General features: G+C 59.8%; 23 protein-coding genes. 13 read left to right on the top strand and 10 right to left on the bottom strand.

Annotated elements, in window-relative coordinates; genetic code table 11:
• Window positions 1-4: 4 nt before the first annotated feature.
• A complete protein-coding gene (locus BM70_RS0109465; RefSeq protein WP_025855792.1) occupies window positions 5-394 on the bottom strand; it encodes a hypothetical protein in 390 nt (129 codons plus the stop codon).
• Window positions 395-547: 153 nt separating this feature from the next.
• Here BM70_RS0109465 and BM70_RS0109460 point away from each other — a divergent pair, with 153 nt between their 5' ends.
• The gene (locus BM70_RS0109460) at window positions 548-823 is read left to right on the top strand and encodes a hypothetical protein (RefSeq protein WP_025855791.1); all 276 of its coding nucleotides are present in this window, start codon (window positions 548-550) and stop codon (window positions 821-823) included.
• 50 nt (window positions 824-873) lie between these two features.
• Here BM70_RS0109460 and BM70_RS0109455 read toward each other — a convergent pair whose 3' ends face one another.
• Window positions 874-2220 (bottom strand): DEAD/DEAH box helicase, encoded by a 1347-nt coding sequence (locus BM70_RS0109455; RefSeq protein ID WP_025855790.1) that lies wholly within the window; start codon window positions 2218-2220, stop codon window positions 874-876.
• 194 nt (window positions 2221-2414) lie between these two features.
• Between BM70_RS0109455 and BM70_RS0109450 the strand changes: the two genes are divergently transcribed.
• The 6 genes from BM70_RS0109450 (at window position 2415) to BM70_RS0109425 (ending at window position 8746) form a co-directional block, all read left to right on the top strand.
• Window positions 2415-3704: a mechanosensitive ion channel family protein gene (locus BM70_RS0109450; RefSeq protein WP_025855789.1), complete on the top strand. Its 1290-nt coding sequence runs from the start codon at window positions 2415-2417 to the stop codon at window positions 3702-3704.
• Between the two features lie 465 nt (window positions 3705-4169).
• Window positions 4170-5318, top strand: coding sequence for an iron-containing redox enzyme family protein (locus tag BM70_RS0109445; protein ID WP_256220880.1), 1149 nt, complete (start codon window positions 4170-4172; stop codon window positions 5316-5318).
• Between the two features lie 11 nt (window positions 5319-5329).
• Window positions 5330-5644, top strand: coding sequence for a Rieske 2Fe-2S domain-containing protein (locus tag BM70_RS0109440; RefSeq protein WP_025855787.1), 315 nt, complete (start codon window positions 5330-5332; stop codon window positions 5642-5644).
• A gap of 8 nt (window positions 5645-5652) precedes the next feature.
• Window positions 5653-6834: an MFS transporter gene (locus BM70_RS0109435; protein WP_025855786.1), complete on the top strand. Its 1182-nt coding sequence runs from the start codon at window positions 5653-5655 to the stop codon at window positions 6832-6834.
• A 12-nt stretch (window positions 6835-6846) separates the two neighbouring features.
• Window positions 6847-8064, top strand: coding sequence for an ATP-grasp domain-containing protein (locus BM70_RS0109430; protein ID WP_025855785.1), 1218 nt, complete (start codon window positions 6847-6849; stop codon window positions 8062-8064).
• 4 nt (window positions 8065-8068) lie between these two features.
• Window positions 8069-8746 (top strand): phenylalanine--tRNA ligase beta subunit-related protein, encoded by a 678-nt coding sequence (locus tag BM70_RS0109425; protein WP_025855784.1) that lies wholly within the window; start codon window positions 8069-8071, stop codon window positions 8744-8746.
• On the opposite strand, the gene BM70_RS0109420 is transcribed toward BM70_RS0109425, so the two are convergent.
• The 4 genes from BM70_RS0109420 to BM70_RS0109405 all read right to left on the bottom strand — a co-directional run bounded on the left by BM70_RS0109420 (window position 8743) and on the right by BM70_RS0109405 (window position 11358).
• Window positions 8743-9159, bottom strand: coding sequence for an Lrp/AsnC family transcriptional regulator (locus tag BM70_RS0109420; protein ID WP_025855783.1), 417 nt, complete (start codon window positions 9157-9159; stop codon window positions 8743-8745). The genes BM70_RS0109425 and BM70_RS0109420 overlap by 4 nt on opposite strands.
• 68 nt (window positions 9160-9227) lie before the next feature.
• Window positions 9228-10103 carry a carboxylate/amino acid/amine transporter gene (locus tag BM70_RS0109415; RefSeq protein ID WP_025855782.1) on the bottom strand — a complete coding sequence of 292 codons (876 nt, stop codon included), beginning with the start codon at window positions 10101-10103 and terminating at the stop codon, window positions 9228-9230.
• 202 nt (window positions 10104-10305) lie between these two features.
• Window positions 10306-10905, bottom strand: a complete 600-nt coding sequence (locus BM70_RS0109410; RefSeq protein WP_025855781.1) for an FMN-dependent NADH-azoreductase — start codon at window positions 10903-10905, stop codon at window positions 10306-10308.
• A 138-nt stretch (window positions 10906-11043) separates the two neighbouring features.
• Complete coding sequence (locus BM70_RS0109405) at window positions 11044-11358, bottom strand: 3-phosphoglycerate kinase (protein WP_025855780.1); 315 nt, start codon at window positions 11356-11358, stop codon at window positions 11044-11046.
• 49 nt (window positions 11359-11407) lie between these two features.
• On the opposite strand from BM70_RS0109405, the gene BM70_RS0109400 reads away from it, so the two are divergent.
• From BM70_RS0109400 to aqpZ, 5 genes are all read left to right on the top strand, one after another.
• Window positions 11408-12331, top strand: a complete 924-nt coding sequence (locus BM70_RS0109400) for a LysR family transcriptional regulator (protein WP_025855779.1) — start codon at window positions 11408-11410, stop codon at window positions 12329-12331.
• Between the two features lie 14 nt (window positions 12332-12345).
• On the top strand, window positions 12346-13149 hold the full coding sequence (locus tag BM70_RS0109395; RefSeq protein ID WP_025855778.1) for an alpha/beta fold hydrolase: 804 nt from the start codon (window positions 12346-12348) through the stop codon (window positions 13147-13149).
• A gap of 3 nt (window positions 13150-13152) precedes the next feature.
• Window positions 13153-13716 carry a peptidylprolyl isomerase gene (locus BM70_RS0109390; protein ID WP_025855777.1) on the top strand — a complete coding sequence of 188 codons (564 nt, stop codon included), beginning with the start codon at window positions 13153-13155 and terminating at the stop codon, window positions 13714-13716.
• Between the two features lie 82 nt (window positions 13717-13798).
• A complete protein-coding gene (locus BM70_RS0109385; protein ID WP_025855776.1) occupies window positions 13799-15631 on the top strand; it encodes an ABC transporter ATP-binding protein in 1833 nt (610 codons plus the stop codon).
• A 265-nt stretch (window positions 15632-15896) separates the two neighbouring features.
• The gene (gene aqpZ, locus BM70_RS0109380; protein ID WP_025855775.1) at window positions 15897-16598 is read left to right on the top strand and encodes an aquaporin Z; all 702 of its coding nucleotides are present in this window, start codon (window positions 15897-15899) and stop codon (window positions 16596-16598) included.
• Between the two features lie 116 nt (window positions 16599-16714).
• Here aqpZ and BM70_RS0109375 read toward each other — a convergent pair whose 3' ends face one another.
• Window positions 16715-17839 carry a GNAT family N-acetyltransferase gene (locus BM70_RS0109375; RefSeq protein ID WP_025855774.1) on the bottom strand — a complete coding sequence of 375 codons (1125 nt, stop codon included), beginning with the start codon at window positions 17837-17839 and terminating at the stop codon, window positions 16715-16717.
• 284 nt (window positions 17840-18123) lie between these two features.
• Here BM70_RS0109375 and BM70_RS0109370 point away from each other — a divergent pair, with 284 nt between their 5' ends.
• Window positions 18124-19476 carry a putative porin gene (locus tag BM70_RS0109370; RefSeq protein WP_025855773.1) on the top strand — a complete coding sequence of 451 codons (1353 nt, stop codon included), beginning with the start codon at window positions 18124-18126 and terminating at the stop codon, window positions 19474-19476.
• Window positions 19477-19510: 34 nt separating this feature from the next.
• Here the strand turns inward: BM70_RS0109370 and BM70_RS0109365 are convergent, their stop codons facing one another.
• The 3 genes from BM70_RS0109365 to BM70_RS0109355 all read right to left on the bottom strand — a co-directional run bounded on the left by BM70_RS0109365 (window position 19511) and on the right by BM70_RS0109355 (window position 21610).
• On the bottom strand, window positions 19511-19744 hold the full coding sequence (locus BM70_RS0109365) for an anti-sigma factor (protein ID WP_025855772.1): 234 nt from the start codon (window positions 19742-19744) through the stop codon (window positions 19511-19513).
• The gene (locus BM70_RS0109360) at window positions 19738-20352 is read right to left on the bottom strand and encodes an RNA polymerase sigma factor (RefSeq protein WP_025855771.1); all 615 of its coding nucleotides are present in this window, start codon (window positions 20350-20352) and stop codon (window positions 19738-19740) included. The genes BM70_RS0109365 and BM70_RS0109360 overlap by 7 nt, the downstream gene beginning before the upstream one ends.
• 136 nt (window positions 20353-20488) lie before the next feature.
• Window positions 20489-21610 carry a beta-ketoacyl-ACP synthase III gene (locus tag BM70_RS0109355; protein WP_025855770.1) on the bottom strand — a complete coding sequence of 374 codons (1122 nt, stop codon included), beginning with the start codon at window positions 21608-21610 and terminating at the stop codon, window positions 20489-20491.
• Window positions 21611-21904 lie beyond the last annotated feature (294 nt).

The raw sequence follows: 21904 nt of genomic DNA, 5'->3' as shown, positions 1-21904 counted from the left end.
GGATTCAGGCAATCTGAGCCTTGGAAGCCACCTCGGCAAAGGTCGCCGGCTCCAGCGCATCCGCCTGCTCATCCAGCACCTGACGCGGATGATCATTGCCCGGAATCGAGCTGTCGATCAGCGCCAAAAGCTGTGCGCCCAGCGGAGTGAGGATGAAGTTTTCACCATTTCCGCCTTCTTCCTCGGGGCGCGACTCAATAAAGCCACGCTTGAACAGCAGCGCTTCGTAATCGGCAGCGGTTTTTTTCAACGCATCCAGATTGCCGGTGGACTCGCCCGCCGTGGCCTTTTCGGCCGCTTCCTGCTCGGCGTATTTGCGCGGGGCGAAGCTACCCTCGCCGTTCTGCACTTCATGCAGCAGACGTTCGATCAGATCCCAGTTGTAAGTCGTCATCCTGATTCCTCCTGCAGGCCGGTGGAAAGTAGCCCGTCAAGGTTGTGACAGGCCGCGTCAGTAGCCGTTCAGCCAAATAGACAGACGTCATTTCTCTGAACTTTCCAGACGTTCGCGGCCTCAACAGCACATAACCGCCAAGGAGGTCTGCCCATGAAAACCCTGATGAACCTGGCCGTCGCAACCGCGTTGTTCGCCGCGCTGCCCGCCTGGGCCTGCACGCCCGATGAGGCCACGGCCAAGCGCGAGCAGTTGGCCCAGGAAGTGGCCAAACTGACCGAACAAAACCCGACCAAGGCCAAGGAGATGAACGACGAACTGCAGAAGATGGACCTGGATACGCAAAGCGCGCAGTTCCCTGACAAATGCCAGTTGATCGACGCTCGGCTCAAGGAACTCAAGGAAGCCGCGGCCAAAACCAAAAACTGAAGGCATAAAAAAACCGGACAATCGTCCGGTTTTTTCATATCACTCAAGCCTTATTCGGCAGCCGGAGCTTCCGGCTTGCGGCGCTTGAGTGGCGCCATGCCGTCCTTGCTGACGAGCGACAGGTTGTCGGTCTTCGGCCGGTTGGCGATCTTGCGCTTGGTCGGCGACTTGGCGCCGGTCTTCTTCTTGTCGCCCTTGGCGTCAGTCTTTTTCTTCTTCACGCCAACGGCCTTGCCCGACGCCTTGACCTTCTTCGGCCCGGTGTAGGTGCCTTTGACTTCCTTGATGGTGCGGCGCTCGAACGACTGCTTGAGGTAGCGCTCGATGCTGGACATCAGGTTCCAGTCGCCGTGGCAGATCAGCGAGATGGCCAGGCCATCGTTGCCGGCACGCCCGGTACGGCCGATACGGTGCACGTACTCGTCGCCGCTGCGCGGCATGTCGAAGTTGATCACCAGGTCCAGGCCGTCCACGTCCAGGCCGCGCGCGGCAACGTCGGTGGCGACGAGGATCTTGACGCCACCCGCCTTGAGGCGGTCGATGGCCAGTTTGCGGTCCTTCTGGTCTTTCTCGCCGTGCAGCACGAACGCCTTGTATTCCTGGGCGACCAGGCGACCGTAGATGCGATCGGCAGCAGCGCGGGTGTTGGTGAACACGATGGCCTTCTGATAGGTCTCGTTGGCCAGCAGCCAGTTGAGGATCTGCTCTTTGTGCACATTGTGGTCAGCAGTGACGATCTGCTGGCGCGTGGTCGCGTTCAGGTCGCTGACGTTGTTGACCTGCAGGTGCTCAGGGTTGTTCAGCACCTTGGCGACCATCTCGCGCAGGGTGGAACCGCCGGTGGTGGCGGAGAACAGCATGGTCTGCTGGCGGTTGACGCATTCGCCCACCAGACGCTGTACGTCGTCGGCAAAGCCCATGTCGAGCATGCGGTCGGCTTCGTCCAGCACCAGCACTTCGACTTCCTTGAGGTCGAGGTTGCCGGCGTTGAGTTGCTCGATCATGCGGCCTGGGGTGCCGATCAGGATGTCCGGTACCTTGCGCAGCATGGCCGCCTGGACCTTGAAGTCTTCACCGCCGGTGATGATGCCGGACTTGATGAAGGTGAACTGCGAAAAGCGCTCGACTTCCTTCAGGGTCTGCTGGGCCAGCTCGCGGGTCGGCAGCAGGATCAGGGTCTTGATGCTGACGCGAACCTTGGCCGGGCCGATCAGGCGGTTCAGTACAGGCAGGACGAAAGCGGCGGTCTTGCCACTACCGGTTTGAGCTGTCACCCGCAGGTCACGCCCTTCGAGCGCGAGCGGGATGGCCGCTGCTTGCACAGGCGTAGGCTCGACAAATTTAAGCTCGGCCACGGCTTTGAGCAGGCGTTCGTGCAGGGCGAATTGGGAAAACACGGGTGCTACCTCGAAGAAATACAAAAAATCAGCTGCATAGGTTACCGGTTTCGGGCGCCCAAACCGAGTTTCTTTACGCGAACGGTGCTATTGAGCCGCTTTTTTGTCAGGGTATTTGTCCGCGACGTCAACTTTGATGCACTTAAATGCTCTAATCGCCCCGTCTTGTCCCAATAGAAGAATCGTTTTCACCCATGGATATCAAACAGCTCTGGCTCAACGCCCAGGACCTCTGGGGCGCCCTCGATGAACACCCGTTGCTGCACGCCAGCCTCGGCTTGCTGGTGCTGCTGGTGGTGGCCCTGTTGCTCGGGCGCGTGGCGCGCTACCTCATCCTCCACGCGGTCAAACTGCTCGGCCGGCAACCGGCGCTGCACTGGCTCAACGACTTGCGGCACAACAAAGTCTTCCATCGCCTGGCGCAGATGACGCCCTCCCTGGTGATCCAGTTCGGCCTGTACCTGGTGCCGGACCTGAGCAAGACCGCCATCCTGTTCATCGGCAACGTGGCCCTGGCGCTCACCATTCTGTTCATGGTGCTGGCCAGCAGCGCGCTGCTCAGCGCCCTGCTGGACATCTACGCCCGCACCGAACATGCGCGAACCCGCTCGATCAAGGGCTATGTGCAACTGGCGAAGATGGTGCTGTTCGTGTTTGGCGCGATCATCATCGTCGCCACCCTGATCGACCGCTCGCCGCTGTTGCTGCTCTCGGGCCTGGGGGCGATGTCGGCGGTGATCCTGTTGGTCTACAAGGACACCCTGTTGTCATTCGTCGCCAGTGTGCAGTTGACCAGCAACGACATGCTGCGCGTCGGCGACTGGATCGAAATGCCCCAGGTCGGCGCCGACGGCGATGTGGTGGATATCACTTTGCACACGGTGAAAGTGCAGAATTTTGACAAGACCATCGTCTCCATCCCCACCTGGCGCCTGATGTCCGAGTCGTTCAAGAACTGGCGCGGCATGCAGGCCTCCGGCGGGCGCCGCATCAAGCGCAGCCTGTTCATCGACGCCAGCGGCGTGCGCTTCCTGCGTGACGATGAAGAACTGCGCATGACCCAGGTGCACCTGCTCACCGACTACATCGGGCGCAAGCAGGCTGAACTCAAGGCCTGGAACGAAGCCCAGGGCCATAGTGCGCAACTGTCGGCCAACCGCCGGCGCATGACCAACCTCGGCACCTTCCGAGCCTATGCCCTGGCTTATCTGAAAAGCCACCCGGATATCCAGCCCAACATGACCTGCATGGTGCGCCAGATGCAAACCACCGCCGAGGGCGTCCCGCTGGAAATCTATTGTTTTACCCGCACCACGGCGTGGGCAGATTACGAGCGGATCCAGGGGGACATCTTCGATTACCTGCTGGCGGTGTTGCCGGAGTTTGGCTTGAGCCTGTATCAGCAGCCGAGTGGCGCTGACCTGCGCACCGGGATAGCGGCCATGACACACAACACTCGGACCGCAGAAGCCGGCGAGTACTGACAACCCTACCGGCGAGGGGCAAGCACGCACCTCGCCGGAGCAGGTACCCCGATAACAACCGGCACCTGTGTATAGCCGCTGCCCCCGAATATTCAACTCGGTCGAACAATAAAGAAAATTCTTCCTACGCCTTTAGTGAATTTCACTACTTGCGCGCACTATTTCTAATCTGTTTTTAAAAAAACCAACGCCTTAGCATCTGGCCATCAAATAACGCCAGAGATAGGCCCCCTCATGTTATGGACAACTCAGCTTTCCGATAACGCGGCAGACTTTGTATTAAGTTCAAACGCCGAAGCACTGACCCACTATTGTGGTGCTACGGCCTTTGCTCAACCCCGCGGGTTTTATACCCAAAGCCCTTATGAACGGCCTTCGCGCCCCCAGGATGTGACCGACACCATCATCAGCACCCGCCTGACGAGCGATCAACTTTCAAACAGTCAGCATCTATTGGCGCAACGGTTGCTATTGAACATTTATGAGCAAGACCTGGTGTTCTTGCCCAAGTCGCCATTGGAACTGGATTACAAGGCCTTCAAGCATTTCTATGATCCCTTGCACGCGGCCAGCGGCAAGAAGATCCGCCCGTTGCTGGAGCACTACCTGTACAACTGGCTCAAGGAAGAGGTGCATATCAACGGCCCCTGGTGCCTAGACGCTTTTATCGCCCACACCGATAAAGTCCTGGATGACGTCGCGCAGGCCGAGTCGAAACTCTACGAGGTGCTGACCACCAGCCACAATCCCCAACGTGCCGCCAGGTTTTTCATGACGCAATGTGCTGGGGACTTCCTCAGCGAAGCCTCGGCCATGGCGCGCAATGTGCTGGGTAACTGCGGCGTGTACACCAGCGAATTGTTCAAGATCCTGATCGACGAGTATGGCTACGGCGTCGACAAAAAGAAGCACAGCACCATTTTTGAAGACATGCTTCAGGACATGGGCCTGTCGCATCACGTGCATCACTACTGGCAGTTCTATACGCCGGCGTCGCTCTCGCTCACCAACTATTTCCACTATGTGTCGGCCAATCATGGCGAACTGTTCCGGTATATCGGCGCCATGTACTACACCGAAGCCACGTTGGCGCTGACAACCAAGCACCAGTCACGCGCTATCAAGACCATCTTCAATGGCACCGTCTCCACCGACTACTTCGATGAGCATGCTCACATCGATGTGCATCACGGAAGAATGGCCCTCCAGCGCCTGATCATTCCCATGATCCAGCAGTTCGGCAACACGATCATTCCCGACCTCATTCGCGGCTTTGAAGAGTTCAAGCTGCTTCAGGACATCGCCGACGAAGAACTATATGCCCATATCCAATGGCATGACGAGATCGATGAGCATCGCGCGAAGGCCGCGGCGCTCCAGGGTCGCAAGCCGGTGGACCAGAGGATCACCGAACCTGAACACGAGCTTTCAGTGCTGCACACCCACCCGAATGACGAATTGTTCTGGGTCGAATCTGGCGAGCTGGACTTTGTCGTCAGCCCCGAACTGACGGTGCGCCTCACGGCCGGCGAAGGTGTCGTGATTCCCAAGGGAATGCTGCATGGCACCCGCATCTGCAGCCAGTCCTGCACATACACCGTCACCGCCATCTGAGGGGAAACCCAATGAAAGCCATCAGCTTGAATATCACCCACGCCAATTATGTGGCCGTGGAGGAAAGAACCTACTTCCTCAAGCGTCACGCGTATTCAACGCAATTGCTGCCCACCGCGTGCCCCCATCGTGGCGGCCCGCTGCACATGGGCGAAGTGACGGGTGACGGCCAAAGCGTGATCTGCCCCTGGCACGACAACGCGTACAAGGTCTGCAACCTGGAAAAAAAGGCGCTGCCCACCGTACGCGTCAGAAACCATATCAGCACCGTGGTCGGCGACACCGAGCGCTGTGTGCCGTTACTTAAAATCTCCCGTTACGACTGATGAAGCCCATGAATACTAAATCGACACTCACCGCGTTCTATTCAATCGTGACCCTCTTCACCGGCCTCGACATGGCGATCGTCATCGCCATGGTCTGGTTCGGCCTGGAGACAACCGGCTCGACATTCCTGGTCGGCGCCACCTTATGCGTGGCGACCGTGGTGCCCTATTTATGCGAACAGTACATCGGCAAGTTCTTCACGATTGAACTCAGCCTGAAACGGCTGCTGTACATTCGCCTGGCGGCCTTTGCCGCGGTACTGGGACTGTCGTTTACCGAGGCCGCCTTGCTACCGATCGGCTTCCTGGCGATCGCGTTTGTGGTGGGCGTCACCGACTACTTCACCATCAGTACCCTGGAATCGAAAAACACCAAGCTGGTGCTGGCCGGCCTCACCGACAGCGACACCTGCGCGCGGCTGATGCAAACCTCCATACAAATCGGTGCCTTCGGCGGCGCACTCCTGGGCGGCTTGATCGTGGATGTGTTCTCGGTCAACCAGACGCTGCAGGTCATCAGCCTGGCGGCCATTCTCTCATTGGCGGCCATCCTGCTGGTGGCCGATACCCCTCACGAAGAAACCGCCGAACAGGTAACCGGAGCGTCCACTGCCCGGCCGCTGGACCTGCCGCGAAACCTCTACATCCTGATCATTGTGTTGAGCATGATCGGCTTCCATATCGGTGCGTTCAACAGCCTGGTGCCCATCGTTTTCCAGAAGCTCAATGAGTGGAATGCAACGTTGTTCGGCGTAGCCAGTGGCCTGGCGGGCCTGGGTGCCTTCAGCGCCGCCGTGTTGCCACGCATCAAACTCAACAGCTACGGGGCGATCTTGCTGGTGATACTGGCGGACGTGGCAATCGTCTATTTCCAGAACCTCTACGTGATGATGGTGGCAGCCTTCCTGCTGGGTTTCTGCATCAACAGCCTGCGGATCCAGTTGCGCAAAACCCTGATCGAGTCAGCGCCCAACGCCCGGGTTGCCGACGTGATCGCCGCCAAGAGCTCGCTCTATTACCTGCTGGTCAGTGGCTCCGCACCGATGATCCTGACGTTCTTTACCACCTCGGGGTTTCTCGGCCTCGAAGGCGCACGCCTGTTGATGATCGTCTCCGCCGGCCTGCTGGCCACGGCCGTACTGGCCTGGAACCTGACCCCCGCCGCCGCGCCCACCGCCACCACGGAATAAGGAATACACGACGTGAAAACCGTACTGATTGTTGACCCGTTCTCCACGGGCAAACTCTATGCGCCCTTGCTCAATGCGCAGGGCATACGGTGCATCGCCGTGATCTCCACGCGCGCCTTGCCTGAACACTTCACCAACGACCTGATCACAGAGAACTTCCATGAGGTGTATGTCTGGGAAGAGAGCCTGCTGATCACCCTGGAAACCTTGTCACTGAGCGCCGTGATCGCCGGTTGCGAAACGGCGATCTACCTCACGGACTACCTGACGGAGCTGCTCGGCATTCCGGGCAACAGCCGTATCACCAGCGACCTGCGACGTAACAAGTTCTCCATGCAGGAGGCGCTGAAAAAATACCCCCTGGCCAACATTGCTTCGCACCTGTTGAGTTCAAAGAACCGCATTGACGAAGTGGTGGCCAAACTCGACCCGGCGGCCACTTATGTGGTCAAACCGCTGAACTCGGCGGCCACCGAAGGGGTGGTGTTTGCCCAGGGCAAGGGCGAAGTGGAGACCGCCTTGAGAAACGCCGCCTGGCAACAGAAAAACGACTTGGGCGAGGTCAACCTCGGTTTTATCGTGCAGCCGTTCATTGCGGGACCGGAGTACGTGGTGGATATGGTCGCCTTTGACGGCACCTACATCATTGCCAGCGTCTGCAAGTACACCAAGATTCAGAAGAACGGCAGCATGTTTGTCTACGAAAGCCTGGACACCCTTGACCCTCAGGCGACCGAACTGCAACCACTGACCGATTACGCCCGCCAGGCAGCCGCGGCCCTGGGTGTACAGGTCGGGCCGATTCATATGGAAATCATCTGGTCTGACGCCGGGCCTGTGATGATTGAGGCCGGCGGTCGCTTGCACGGCGGCATCGCACCGCTGCTGTTTCAGCAGGTGTATCACCCGGACCTGCTGTCGCTGGCGCTCGATAGCTACCTCGGCCGCTCACGCCCCAAGGCCGATGCGGTCAGCCAGATCAGCCATGGCCGGATCGGTTTCTTCTGCTGCGATAAACGCCATACCTTCGAGACGCCCTCACCTCAGGCCATACAAAGCGCTCAGGCAGACGAGGCCTATTGCGGCCACCGCTATTTCATCCGCCCGGGTGATACCACGCCGGTCACCATCGACTTCGCCACTTGTCCGGGGCTGTTCTGGCTGCAAAGTCCTTCGGCGCTGCAACTGGACATCAGTACCGCGAACCTTCGAAACAAACTGTGGGGCTAAGGTTATGAACAGTCGCTTGATCATCAAAAAGTCAGCCTGCGAGCTGGGCATCAATAATGCGTGTGCCGCGGTGATCGAAGACATCACCGTCTCGAATGACCAGAGTTTCGTCGCCGTGCTGCAGAGTAACCTGAACCACGTGGCCTCCCGCCTTAACGAGCTGGAGTCGAATATCGTGTACGAAGGGTTTGCCAAGCAGCTTAAAAAACTCGGCTACGAAAACACCGTCAGCGCCAACGAAAAGTTGCTGCGACGCTTCATCGCCAAAGGCGTCTACTCCATTAACAACATCGTCGACGCGTACAACGCGGTTGCGATCCGCCATGGGGTCAGCATCGGCGTGCACACCTATCATCAGCAGGATGACATCTACGTGATGCGCTCGGATAAGCCGAGGGTGCTACGCCCACTGTTCGCCAAGAAGCCCATCACGATTCCCGTCGGCGATATCGTCTATACCTGCGGTGATGTGCCGTTGGCGAGCATCGGCAAGGTTGACGCCGACGCCCATGACTTTCGGTTGACGAAAGACTCGTCCAGGCTGCTGGTGGTGATCCTGGGGCATGACGATACGTCGCTCACATTCAACCAGGCGGTCATCGAAGAACTCGTGGACACCCTTCGTCAGAAAATGCCGAACCTGAGTCACCATTTTCTCGAAACCGTTCGCGATCGCGCCTAGCGCCAGGCCTTCAGCACCGGGTTGACCACGACTTCCTTCACATGCTCGATCTTCAGCAGGGTTTCCTTGAAGACCATCAGTTCTTCAAAGCTCCTGTAGCGAACATCGAGCATCATGTCGACGTCGCCGAACAGCGAGTAGGCATGGACCACGTGGCTGAACTGCTGAATCTTCGGAAACACCAGATGGCAATTGCTGCCATTGAGCGTCAGCATCAAAAACGCCGACTGCTGGGTCTCATCCTCCTCGGCGACGTTGATGGTGAAGCCCAGGATGATGCCTTTTTCAATCAGCTTTTGAACGCGCGACTCTACCGCAGTCCGAGACTTGTGAACTTGCCGCGCCAATTGCGCCAGGCTGACCCGGGAGTCATCCTTCAAGGCTGCAATGATCAGTTCATCAATCTTGTCCACTCTGCCGCCCCCGCACCGTTCTTTTCTATAACAGACTTTCATTGCCGCTCACGCACGCCCCGGGCCCATTACGTCTGTGACTGTACGCCAGGTACGGGCTTTAAGCCCAACCGGCTGATCCACACCGCCCCCACAATCACCAACCCGCCCAGGGCCAGGCGGCCCAGCGGTTCATGCTGGTTCCAGATCAGCAGGTTGAGCAGCAGCCCCACCGGCACATGCAGGTTGTTCATCACCGCCAGTGTGCCGCCCTGCACCAGGCAGGCGCCCTTGTTCCACCAGTACATCCCGAGTGCCGTACTGACCAGCCCGAGGAACACCAGCACGCCCCATTGCAACGGCGCGTCGGGCAGGAAGTTGGCTTTGCCGAACAACAGGAACGCCGGCAACACCACCAGCAACGCGCCCAGATAGAAGTAACCAAAGCGCCGGTAGTGCGGCAGATCACTCGGATAACGCGCCACCAGGTGCTTGTACATCACCTGCCCGGCAGCGTAGGTGAAGTTGGCCAATTGCAGCAGCAGGAAGCCCCCAAGGAAGTGCGGGGTGATCTGGTCGAAGCGGATCACCGCGGCGCCCGCCACCGCCACCAGCGCAGCCACCAGCGCCCAGGGGTTGAAACGGCGGTTGAGGGCGTCTTCGATCAGGGTCACGTGCAACGGCGTGAGGATGGTGAACAGCAGCACCTCCGGCACCGTGAGCACACGAAAGCTCAGGTACAGGCACACGTAGGTCACGCCAAACTGCAACGCGCCGATCACCAGCATGCCGCGCATGAAAGCTGGTTCCACCGAACGCCAGCGGGTCAGCGGGATAAACACCAGCCCGGCCAGCAACACGCGCACCAGCACGGCGAAGTAGCTGTCGACGTGACCGGCGAGGTATTCGCCGATCAAGCTGAAGGAAAATGCCTGAATCAGGGTAACAACCAGTAAGTAGCCCATGCGCGCCTCGTATCGAATGGGCGGGACATTAAAGGTTTTCCGCGCTTGAAGAAACTCGGGGCAAAAAAAACCCGACCTCGCTAAAGCGTCAGTCGGGCAGGAGCACTCAGGAGCAAAAGTGCAAAGGGAGGTTCGTTACGCGTACTTGAAGGGTTTGCGTGGAGCTAGATAAACATCGCGGGATTATCTGGCGATTAAAGGATCACGCAACCTGTGCCAACAACGCTTTGGCGTGGTTGATGCCTTTTTCCTGGAAGTCCCCGCTCAGGTTCACCCCTTCGGCGTGGATGAAGGTCACATCGTGAATCCCGATAAACGCCATGACCTGACGCAGATAGGGTTCCTGGTGATCGGAACTGGCCCCGGTGTGAATGCCGCCGCGAGCGGTGAGCACAATGGCGCGCTTGCCGGTCAGCAGCCCCTGAGGGCCAGTGGCGGTGTATTTGAAGGTCACACCGGCCCGCAACACATGGTCCAGCCAGGCCTTGAGGGTGCTGGGGATGGCGAAGTTGTACATCGGCGCGGCCAGCACCAGAACGTCGGCGGCCAGCAGTTCGTTGGTCAATTCGTCGGAGCGATCCAGCGAGACTTGCTCACGTTCGTTGCGCTGATCGGCGGGTTTCATCCAGCCGCCGAGCAGGTTGGCGTCCAGGTGAGGGACCGGGTTGAGGGCCACATCACGCACGGTGATCTGATCCGCCGGATGGGCGACCTGCCATTGACTGACGAACTGCTGGGTCAGTTGGCGGGAAATCGAATCCTGCTGGCGGGCGCTGCTTTCGATGATCAGAACATTGGACATGGCTTTGTAGGCTCCATCTGTAATTGCTGTAAGTCGATGGAGTGAAGATTAATCAGAGCCAATTCGATAAAAAAGCGCAAAAAACTGCTATAAACCATCTATAAATTTGTTTATAAGCGGAGCATGCTCCGCTGTCAGTTACTTCGGCGAGCAAGCCAGGGCGATCCGCATCTTGATAATCGCGCGGTTGAACTTGACCGTGGTGTTGGTGCTTTTGCCTGCTGGCACGGTGACGGTGCGATGACGCGGCGACTCCGGGCCGTTGGTGAAGGTTACCGAACACACCGCATCGTTAGTGCCGTAGTTATTGAGCTGGATCGAGCTGATATCGCCGTCCACGTCGGAGGCGGTGTAATCGATGCTGACGCCGTCGATCTTTTTGGTTACGTCGATGGGGTAGGCAAACGCGCTCATCGGCAGCAGCGCCAGCAACACACAACAGAATTTTCTCATTCGGCAGTCTCCAATAAGGACTGCCAGCTTAGGACAAGAGGAACCCATCTTGAAAGCGCCCCGCGTTACCCTCGATCAATGGCGCACGCTGCAAGCCGTGGTCGACCATGGCGGCTTCGCCCAGGCGGCCGAAGCGCTGCACCGTTCGCAGTCCTCGGTGAGCTACACCGTGGCCCGCATGCAAGACCAACTCGGCGTACCGCTGCTGCGCATCGATGGGCGCAAGGCCGTGCTCACCGACGCCGGTGAAGTGCTGTTGCGCCGCTCCCGGCAACTGGTGAAAAACGCCAGCCAGCTGGAAGACCTCGCCCACCATATGGAGCAGGGCTGGGAAGCCGAGGTGCGCCTGGTGGTGGACGCGGCCTACCCGAATGCGCGCCTGGTTCGGGCGCTCACCGCGTTCATGCCCCAGAGCCGCGGGTGCAGGGTGCGATTGAGGGAAGAGGTGCTTTCCGGTGTCGAGGAACTGCTGCTCGATGGCATGGCCGACCTGGCCATCAGCGGCTTCATCATCCCTGGCTACCTGGGCACGGAAATGAGCGACGTGGAATTCATCGCCGTGGCCCACCCCGATCACGCGCTGCATCGCCTGAACCGCGAACTGAGCTTCCAGGACCTGGAAAGCCAGATGCAGGTGGTGATTCGCGACTCCGGCCGCCAGCAACCGCGGGATGTGGGCTGGCTCGGCGCCGAACAGCGCTGGACCGTCGGCAGCCTCGCCACCGCCGCCACGTTCGTCAGCAGCGGCCTGGGCTTTGCCTGGTTGCCCCGCCACCTGATCGAGCGCGAACTCAAGGAAGGCCTGCTCAAGCAACTCCCCTTGGAAAAGGGCGGCAGCCGCAACCCGACGTTTTACCTGTACTCGAACAAAGACAAGCCCCTGGGCCCGGCGACGCAGATCCTCGTGGAACTGCTGCGCACCTTTGACACCGCCCCGCTGGACGCACCTTTCGCCGCCCCCCAGCAAGCCTGAAACGGAGTTCATCCATGGCTTGGTTCGACCACGAAGGCTGCAGCCTGCACTACGAGGAATACGGCCACGGCACGCCGCTGATCCTGATCCACGGCCTGGGCTCCAGCAGCCAGGATTGGGAACTGCAGATTCCGGTATTGGCCAAACATTACCGCCTGGTCGTGGTGGATGTGCGTGGCCATGGCCGCTCGGACAAACCCCGGGAGCGCTACAGCATCCAGGGCTTCACCTATGATTTGCTCGCGCTGATCGAACACCTGGACCTGCCGCCCGCCCATGTGGTGGGTTTGTCCATGGGTGGCATGATCGCCTTCCAGTTGGCGGTGGACGAACCGGCACGCGTCAAAAGCCTGTGCATCGTCAACAGCGCGCCGCAGGTGAAGGTGCGCAGCGCCGACGATTACTGGCAATGGGCCAAACGCTGGACGCTTGCCCGCGTCCTCAGCCTGAACACCATCGGCCAGGCCCTCGGCGACCGGCTGTTCCCTAAACCGCACCAGGCTGACCTGCGCCGCAAGATGGCCGAACGCTGGGCAAAAAACGACAAACGTGCTTATCTCGCCAGCTTCGATGCCATTGTGGGCTGGGGCGTGCAGGAACGACTTTCGAGGATCACCTGTCCAACCCTGGTCATCAGTGCCGACCACGACTACACGCCCGTGGCGCAAAAAGAAAACTATGTAAAACTGCTGCCCGATGCGCGACTGGTGGTGATCGAAGATTCCCGCCATGCCACGCCCTTGGATCAACCCGAAGTCTTTAACGCAACCCTGCTCGAATTTCTAAAGACAGTCGAAACCACTACCCAGGATCACTGACCCATGCTGAAAAAAATCGCCTTCTTTGCCGGTTCTGTTCTGTTCGCCGCCAACCTGATGGCCGCCGAGCCCGCCAAGGCGCCTCACGTACTGATCACCACCACCAATGGCGACATCGAGATCGAACTGGACCCGGTCAAGGCGCCGATCAGCACCAAGAACTTCCTGGCCTATGTCGACAGCGGCTTCTACACCAACACGATTTTCCACCGCGTGATCCCGGGCTTCATGGTCCAGGGCGGCGGCTTCACCCAGGCAATGACCCAAAAGCCAACCAAGGACCCGATCAAGAACGAAGCCAGCAACGGCCTGCATAACGTACGCGGCACCCTGTCCATGGCGCGCACCAACGACCCGAATTCGGCCACCAGCCAATTCTTCATCAACGTCGCTGACAATGCCTTCCTCGACCCGGGCCGCGATGCCGGTTACGCCGTATTCGCCAAAGTGGTCAAGGGCATGGACGTGGTCGACATCATCGTCAACTCGCAGACCACCACCAAGCAGGGCATGCAGAACGTGCCAATCGATCCTGTTGTGATCAAGTCGGCCAAGCGCATCGACTGAGGTCAGCAGGTAGCTCCGCGCGCAGCCCACAAGGCCGCGCGCGCATTTGAAAGGAGAGCCCGCCCCGCGGGCGTCAGACTTAATGCTCTATCGTCGTTTTGAACAACTGATCGATATTTTCCGCGACGCCCCCAGCGCCGCCCCGCCCGATAAAGTCCTGCCCTTCTACCTCTACTACCTGCGCCAGGTGTGGCCGCACTTCGCTGCGTTGCTGGTGGTGGGCCTGATCGGTGCACTCATCGAAGTGGCGCTGTTCAGCTACCTGAGCCGCATCATCGACCTGGCCCAGGGCACGCCGCCCGCGAATTTCTTCCAGTTGCACAGCACCGAATTGATCTGGATGGCCGTGGTCGCCCTGCTGCTGCGCCCGATCTTCGGCGCCCTGCATGACCTGCTGGTGCACCAGACCATCAGCCCCGGCATGACCAGCCTGATCCGTTGGCAGAACCACAGCTACGTGCTCAAGCAGAGCCTGAATTTCTTCCAGAATGACTTCGCCGGGCGTATCGCCCAGCGCATCATGCAAACCGGCAACTCCCTGCGCGACTCTGCGGTCGCAGCGGTGGATGCGATCTGGCACGTGGCGATCTACGCCATCAGTTCCCTGGTGCTGTTTGCCGAAGCCGACTGGCGCCTGATGATTCCGCTGGTGACCTGGATCATCAGCTACAGCCTGGCGCTGCGCTATTTCGTGCCACGGGTGAAGGAGCGTTCGGTGATCTCCTCCGAGGCGCGCTCCAAATTGATGGGCCGTATCGTCGACGGCTACACCAATATCACGACCTTGAAGCTGTTCGCGCATACCCAGTACGAGCAGGAATACGCCAAGGAAGCGATCATCGAGCAGACCGAAAAAACCCAGTTGGCCAGCCGCGTGATCACCAGCATGGACATCGTGATCACCACCATGAACGGCCTGCTGATCGTCACCACTACCGGCCTGGCGTTGTGGCTGTGGACCCAGTCGATGATTTCCGTTGGCGCGATTGCCCTGGCCACCGGCCTGGTAATTCGTATCGTCAACATGTCCGGCTGGATCATGTGGGTGGTCAACGGCATTTTCGAAAACATCGGCCAGGTACAGGATGGCCTGAAAACCATCGCCCAGCCGCTGGCGGTGATCGACCGCGACAACGCCCCGCGCCTGAGCGTGCCCCATGGCGAAGTGCGCTTCGAGCAGGTGGATTTCCACTACGGCAAGAAGAGCGGGATCATTGGCGGCCTGAACCTGAACATCAAGGCCGGGGAAAAGATCGGCCTGATCGGCCCCTCCGGTGCGGGCAAGTCGACCCTGGTCAACCTGCTGTTGCGCCTCTACGACCTGCAGGGCGGGCGTATCCTGATCGACGGCCAGAACATCGCCGAGGTGGCCCAGGAAACCCTGCGCGAACAGATCGGCATGATCACCCAGGACACCTCGCTGCTGCACCGCTCGATCCGCGACAACCTGTTGTACGGCAAGCCGGACGCCAGCGACGAAGAACTCTGGGCTGCCATCCGCAAGGCACGCGCCGATGAGTTCATCCCGCTGCTGTCGGACGCTGAAGGCCGCACCGGGCTGGATGCGCACGTGGGCGAGCGTGGGGTGAAACTCTCCGGCGGGCAGCGTCAGCGGATCGCCATCGCCCGCGTGCTGCTCAAGGACGCGCCGATCCTGATCATGGACGAGGCCACGTCAGCGCTGGATTCGGAAGTGGAAGCGGCGATCCAGGAAAGCCTGGAAACCCTGATGCAGGGCAAGACGGTGATCGCGATTGCACACCGATTGTCGACCATCGCACGGATGGACCGCCTGGTGGTGCTGGAGAAAGGCCAGATCGCCGAGAGCGGCAGCCACGCCGAATTGCTGGCCCACGGCGGGCTGTACGCGCGGTTGTGGCAGCACCAGACCGGAGGCTTTGTCGGCATCGACTAACCCACCTCTGTAGGAGCCGGCTTGCCGGCGATTGCGGCCTCAAGCACGGCGGTGATGTTTCTGGCCTCATCGCCGGCAAGCCGGCTCCTTGGTTAAGACGGCGCCAGCCCTTTATTTTCAGGGGGCTGGCGCTTTTTTTTGCGCCTGGATTTGTGCCACAACCGTGCTGTAATCAGTGCAGTGCCCAGACGGGCGCTGAAGTAAATCTGCAGGAAGCATCACTGATTGGCTGAATGGATAGAGCGATCTATCAAGGACGGGTTGCATGTCTTTGTTCAAGCGTTCAATCACAGAAGGACTGGGTACGTTTTGGCTGGTGTTGGGCGGCTGCGGGAGTGCGGTGTTGGCCGCGGCGTTTCCTGCAGTCGGGATCGGGTTGTTGGGCGTGGCCCTGGCGTTCGGGCTCACGGTGCTGACCATGGCGTTCGCCATCGGGCATATCAGCGGATGTCACCTCAACCCGGCGGTGTCGGTAGGGCTGGTCGTGGGCGGAAGGTTTCCGGCCAGGGAGTTACCGGCGTACATCGTGGCGCAGGTGATCGGCGGCACCATTGCCGCTGCGCTGTTGTATTTCATCGCCAGCGGCAAACCGGGGTTCGAACTGGCATCGGGCCTGGCGTCCAACGGCTATGGCGAGCATTCGCCGGGCGGTTATTCGCTGGCGGCGGGGTTTGTCAGTGAGTTGGTGATGACCGCCATGTTCGTGGTGATCATCCTCGGCGCCACTGACCGTCGTGCCCCGCCGGGCCTGGCGCCCATCGCCATCGGCCTGGCGCTGACACTCATCCACCTGATCTCGATTCCCGTGACCAACACCTCGGTCAACCCGGCCCGCAGTACGGGACCGGCACTGATCGTCGGCGGATGGGCGATCCAGCAATTGTGGATGTTCTGGCTCGCGCCGATCCTCGGCGCGGTAATCGGTGGTGTTACCTACCGCTGGCTGGGCAAGGAGGAGCCGGGCTGAGGCCTCACCTGTAGGAGCGAGCTTGCTCGCGAAAAACGTCAACGATAACGCGGGCAGCCTGGTTTAACGCGGTGTCTTGGCGTTCTTCGCGAGCAAGCTCGCTCCCACAGGGGACTTTATACCTGCCGATACGGCAAGGCTGCCCTCGCCTCTTCGGCATACGCCACAATCCCCACCCGCTCGCGCTCGAGGAAATCCTCCACGGCATTCTTCAATCCCGGATGGCGCAGGTAGTGCCATGACCGCGTAATCACCGGCTCAAACCCGCGAATCAACTTGTGCTCGCCCTGTGCCCCCGCATCGAAGCGTTGCAGGCCGTGGGCGATGGCGTAGTCCATGCCTTGGTAGAAACAGGTTTCGAAGTGCAGGCGGTCGAATTCTGCCAGGCAGCCCCAGTAGCGGCCGTAGAAACTCTCGCCGCCGATCAGACTGAAGGCCATGGCCACCGGGCGCGGGCCTTGTTTGGCCAGCACCACGCGAATCGCTTCGGGCATGCGCTCGGCCAGCAGGCTGAAAAAGGCGCGGGTCAGGTAGGGCGCTTGGCGGCGCACCGCATAGGTGTTGGCGTAGCAGGCGTAGACAAAATCCCACTGCGCCTCGCTCAGTTCATGGCCTTGCAGCCACTCGAAGTCGATGCCCTGCCCCGCCACTTGTTCGCGCTCTTTGCGCATCTGTTTGCGCTTGCGTGAACTCAATGCATCGAGGAAATCCTGGAAGTCGCGGTAGCCACGGTTCTGCCAGTGAAACTGACAACCCAGGCGCTGCAACCAGCCCGGTTGCTGGGCCAGTGCCGCATCGGCCAGGTCATCCGTGAAGTTGATATGGGCACTGGAGAGCCCTTCGATTTCCAGGTAACCCGGCAGGCTCTTGAGCAACTCGACACCCTCATCGGCACTCGCGGCCAATAAGCGCGGCCCACTCACCGGGCTGAAGGGCACAGCCGTCAGCAGCTTGGGATAATAGTCGATACCGGCCCGCTCACAGGCATCGGCCCAACCGTGATCGAACACGTACTCGCCGTAGGAGTGCCACTTGCGATAACTGGGTAACGCTGCCACCAGCCGATCGCCTTCCCAATGCAACAGATGCTCTGGCTGCCAGCCCGACTGCGGGCCCAGGCTGGCGCTGTCTTCCAACGCGCTCAGGAAGGCGTGGCGGACAAACGGCTGGGCCTCTGGCACCAACGAATCCCAGGCTTGCGGGGCGATTTCGGACAGGCTGTCCAGGCGTTGCAACGGCATCGGCATCCTCACTACTTCAGGGGCGTGAAAGCTTGGCGAGTATCGCTGATCGCCGGGCTTCGCACACCCCCGATTCGCGAGACAAAGCGCTAAAGCAATAGTTCCGAAGATGAACAATTTGTCATCTAGATGACATCACTTCGCCACTGCGTCGTCATAAACGATCGTGATACTGACGCCTGTTTTTAGAGCACCTGGTTCTAGCAGGTGGCTATTTTTCCGTCCGTCATCGGTCGGTTGTGTCCTGGATGGTTTGCCATCCCTCCTCACCTTCGGAGATTGATATGCGTCTTGCTTCCACTAAAACTGCGGCGGTCCTGTGCGGCGGCCTGTTACTGGCCCTGAGCGTTCCGGCCAGCGCTGCAGTCGACGCTAAATTGCTCGACATGCTCAAGGCCAACGGCCAGATCACCGCTGCGCAGTACACTGAACTGCAAAGCGAACTGGCCAAAGACCAGAAAGAACAGCAGATCGCACGGCAAGCTCAACAAGAGACCAACGAACAGATCGCGGCCACCGCGAAGAAAACCAATGAACTGAGCAGCTTCGACCAGAAACTGGCCTGGGCCGCCAAGACTCAGCTCAAGGGTGATGTGCGCTTCCGCCACGAAACCATCAAGATCGATGGCACCCCGAACAATGGCGGCAAGGACAAGGACCGTGAGCGCATCCGTGCTCGTCTGGGCGCTTATACCGAAATCAACTCGCAAGTCGACACCGGCATCCGTATCGCCACCGGCAGCAGCGATGATGCTCGCTCCACCAACCAGGACCTGGATGGCTACTTCAACAAGAAGTCGATCTGGCTGGATCTGGGCTACATCGACTACCACCCGACTCAAATCAAGAACCTGCACGTGATCGGCGGCAAGATGTTGCAGCCTTGGGTCAGCATGGGCGACGTGATCTGGGACAGCGATATCAACCCGGAAGGTCTGGCCCTGACCTACAAATACCCACTGGGCAGCAGCGCCGAGCTGTTCGGCAGCCTGGGTAACTACAGCCTCAAGGACAACGTCAACGGCGACGGCGTGCAATTTCGCAATGACCTGCGCATGACCGCCGGCCAACTGGGGTCTCGCTTCTCGCTGACCGACAATCTGAAACTGACCCTGGGTGGCAGCGTCTACGCGTTCCAGAACGATGAAGACAGCCGTTGCCCGACAACGACCGGCACCACCCCTGGCTGCCTGACCCCAGGCGAAACCGTGGCGAACACCACGGCCGGCAATGCCAGCGAGTACCGCCTGTACGAAGGCTTCAGCCAAGTCGATATCGGCGGCCTGGCGGTACCGTTGTCGTTCTATGGCCAATACGTGCAAAACACCAAAGCCACGGATAAAGATAAGGACACTGCCTGGCTGCTCGGTGCCAAGTCCAAAGTGTTTGGCCTCAACCTGGACTACAACTACCGCGACGTACAACGTTATGCGGTGGTGGGTGCCTTCACCGACTCGGACTTCGCCGGCGGCTTCACCGGTGCACGGGGTCACAAGTTCAAAGTCGGTTACGACATCGACAAGAACTTCGCCATCGGCGCCACTTACTTCCTGACCAAAGCCGACTACGCCAGCGCCACCGGCTATCGCGATGCCAACGCGAACACCCTGCAGCTGGACGCCGAAGCCAAGTTCTAACCCCGCCCCACTGTAGGAGCGAGCTTGCTCGCTCCTACAGGTCCTTGAGTCGCTCTTGCGCCAGCCGCTGCGCCAGGGCATCCACTCCCTCAACCGGCTCATCCGGCATGATCTTCAGCGTCGCCTGCATCAGGCGCATCTGGCGGATAAACCGTCGGCAGTTCGGGCAGAACATCAAATGATGACGCACCAGCAGACGCTCGCGAAAGGTCAGTTGCCCATCGAGATAGTCACTGGAACGCGCCACTTGTTCTTTACAGGTCAACATTCGCCCGTTTCCTCAAAATGCTCCACTGTGGCGAAGACTTTAAGCCGTGCTCGATGCAACAGCACACGGACATTGGAGAGCGACAGCGTCAGAAGATTACAGATTTCTTCCAACTCCAGGCCCTGGCGTTCACGCAGGACCAGCACGCTGCTCTGCAACTCCGACAGACTCAGCAGCGTATGTTCCAGGCATTTGCGCAGTTCATCTTCGGTCAGCAGGGCTTCCGGGGTGTCCTGGTGCCAGGCATAAGGCGCTACGGCCCAGTGGCCATCGTCGGGGGTGAAGCGATCATCGCCAATCGTGCCGTGGGGCGAAGGCAGGTCGTCGAGCAATACCTCACGTCGATTCTGCTTGTAGCGCCCCTTGGCGGCGTTGGCGGTAATGGTCAGCAGCCAGGTCTTGAGGCTGGAGCGGCCTTCGAACTTGGCCAGGTTGCGCACCACCGACAGCCACGCATCCTGCACGACTTCATCGGCGTGGCGCTGGCCGACAATGGCATAAGCCACCGCCCGCATGGCGCTCTGGTAGGTGGAGACCAATTCCTTGTAGGCCCGCTGCTCACCCTTGAGCAAGCGTTCTAGCAGGTGCGCGTCGTCCGCTGCTGCCATCGTTTACCTCGATTTCACTCTGGAAACCCAATCCCTCTGGGAGCTGGCTTGCCTGCGATGCAGGCGCCACGGTGCGTCATTTACACCGCAGGGATATCATCGCCGGCAAGCCGGCTCCTACAAGGAACGAGGTGGATCAGCGTTTGCGCAGGATCACGCTGCCGATCGAGTAGCCCGCGCCAAACGAGCTGAGCACTGCCACAGAGCCCTTTGGCAAATCATCCTGGTACGTGTGGAACGCGATCACCGACCCCGCCGAGCTGGTATTGGCGTAGGTATCGAGGATCACCGGCGCTTCTTCCACCGACGCTTCGCGACCCAGCAGCTTCTTCACGATCAGGTGGTTCATGCTCAGGTTAGCCTGGTGCAGCCAGAAGCGCTTCACGTCGGCCACGTTCAGTTGGTTCTCTTCCAGGTGCACACCGATCAGCTCGGCCACCATCGGGCACACGTCGCGGAACACCTTGCGGCCTTCCTGTACGAACAGTTTGTCCGGCGCGCCAATGCCCTCTTCCGCGGCGCGGTTGAGGAAGCCGAAGTTGTTGCGGATGTTATTGGAGAACTTGGTCAGCAGCTTGGTGCTCACCACGTCGAACTGATGCTCGGAAGTCGCCAGGTCGGCACGCTCCAGGACAACCGCAGTGGCCGCGTCACCAAAGATGAAGTGACTGTCGCGGTCGCGGAAGTTCAAGTGCCCGGTGCAAACTTCCGGGTTGACCATCAGGATCGCCCGCGCCTGGCCCAGCTGGATGCTGTTGACGGCATTCTGGATGCCGAAGGTGGCCGAAGAACACGCCACGTTCATGTCAAAACCAAAACCCTCGATGCCCAGGGCTTCCTGGACTTCAATGGCGATGGCCGGGTAGGCGCGCTGCAGGTTGGAGCAGGCAACGATCACACCGTCGATGTCGGCGGCGGTCTTGCCGGCGCGTTGCAAGGCTTGTTCGGCGGCGCCGACGGCCATCTGGCACAGCACCGACCACTCGTCATTGCTGCGCTCGGGCAAGCGTGGGGCCATGCGCTGCGGGTCGAGAATGCCGTCTTTGTCCATCACGAAGCGGCTCTTGATACCCGAGGCTTTTTCGATGAAGGCCGCGCTGGATTCAGTCAGCGCCTGCACGTCACCGCGCTCGATGGCGGCGGCGTTATCGCTGTTGAACTGATGCACGTAAGCATTGAAAGACTGCACCAGCTCTTCGTTGGAGATGCTGTTGGCCGGGGTGTACAGGCCAGTGCCGCTGATGACGACGTTATGCACGGTCGTTCCTCTAAATCTGTCAGGCAGAAGATATTGGTACCGTCGTACCAAACTGTAAGTAGTCCGATTCCGCACCGCGGACACCAAACTGGCATCGCTTTATTCCATCGCGTCGCAGCCCTGCACGACGATCCCGGCATTTATAACCGCGAAGTTTGCCACAAACCCCAAGATTTGGCGCCATATGCCAGCTAAACACCCATGTCGCAGGTGTACACACCACTCTGTGGTGAGCGAGCTTGCTCGCGCTGGGGCGCGAAGCGGCCCCGCTCACCCGCGACCGAGAGTTTACTG

Source organism: Pseudomonas sp. CHM02 (genome assembly GCF_000612585.1).
GTDB lineage: Bacteria > Pseudomonadota > Gammaproteobacteria > Pseudomonadales > Pseudomonadaceae > Aquipseudomonas.
This window is presented reverse-complemented; position numbering and strand designations above follow the sequence as displayed.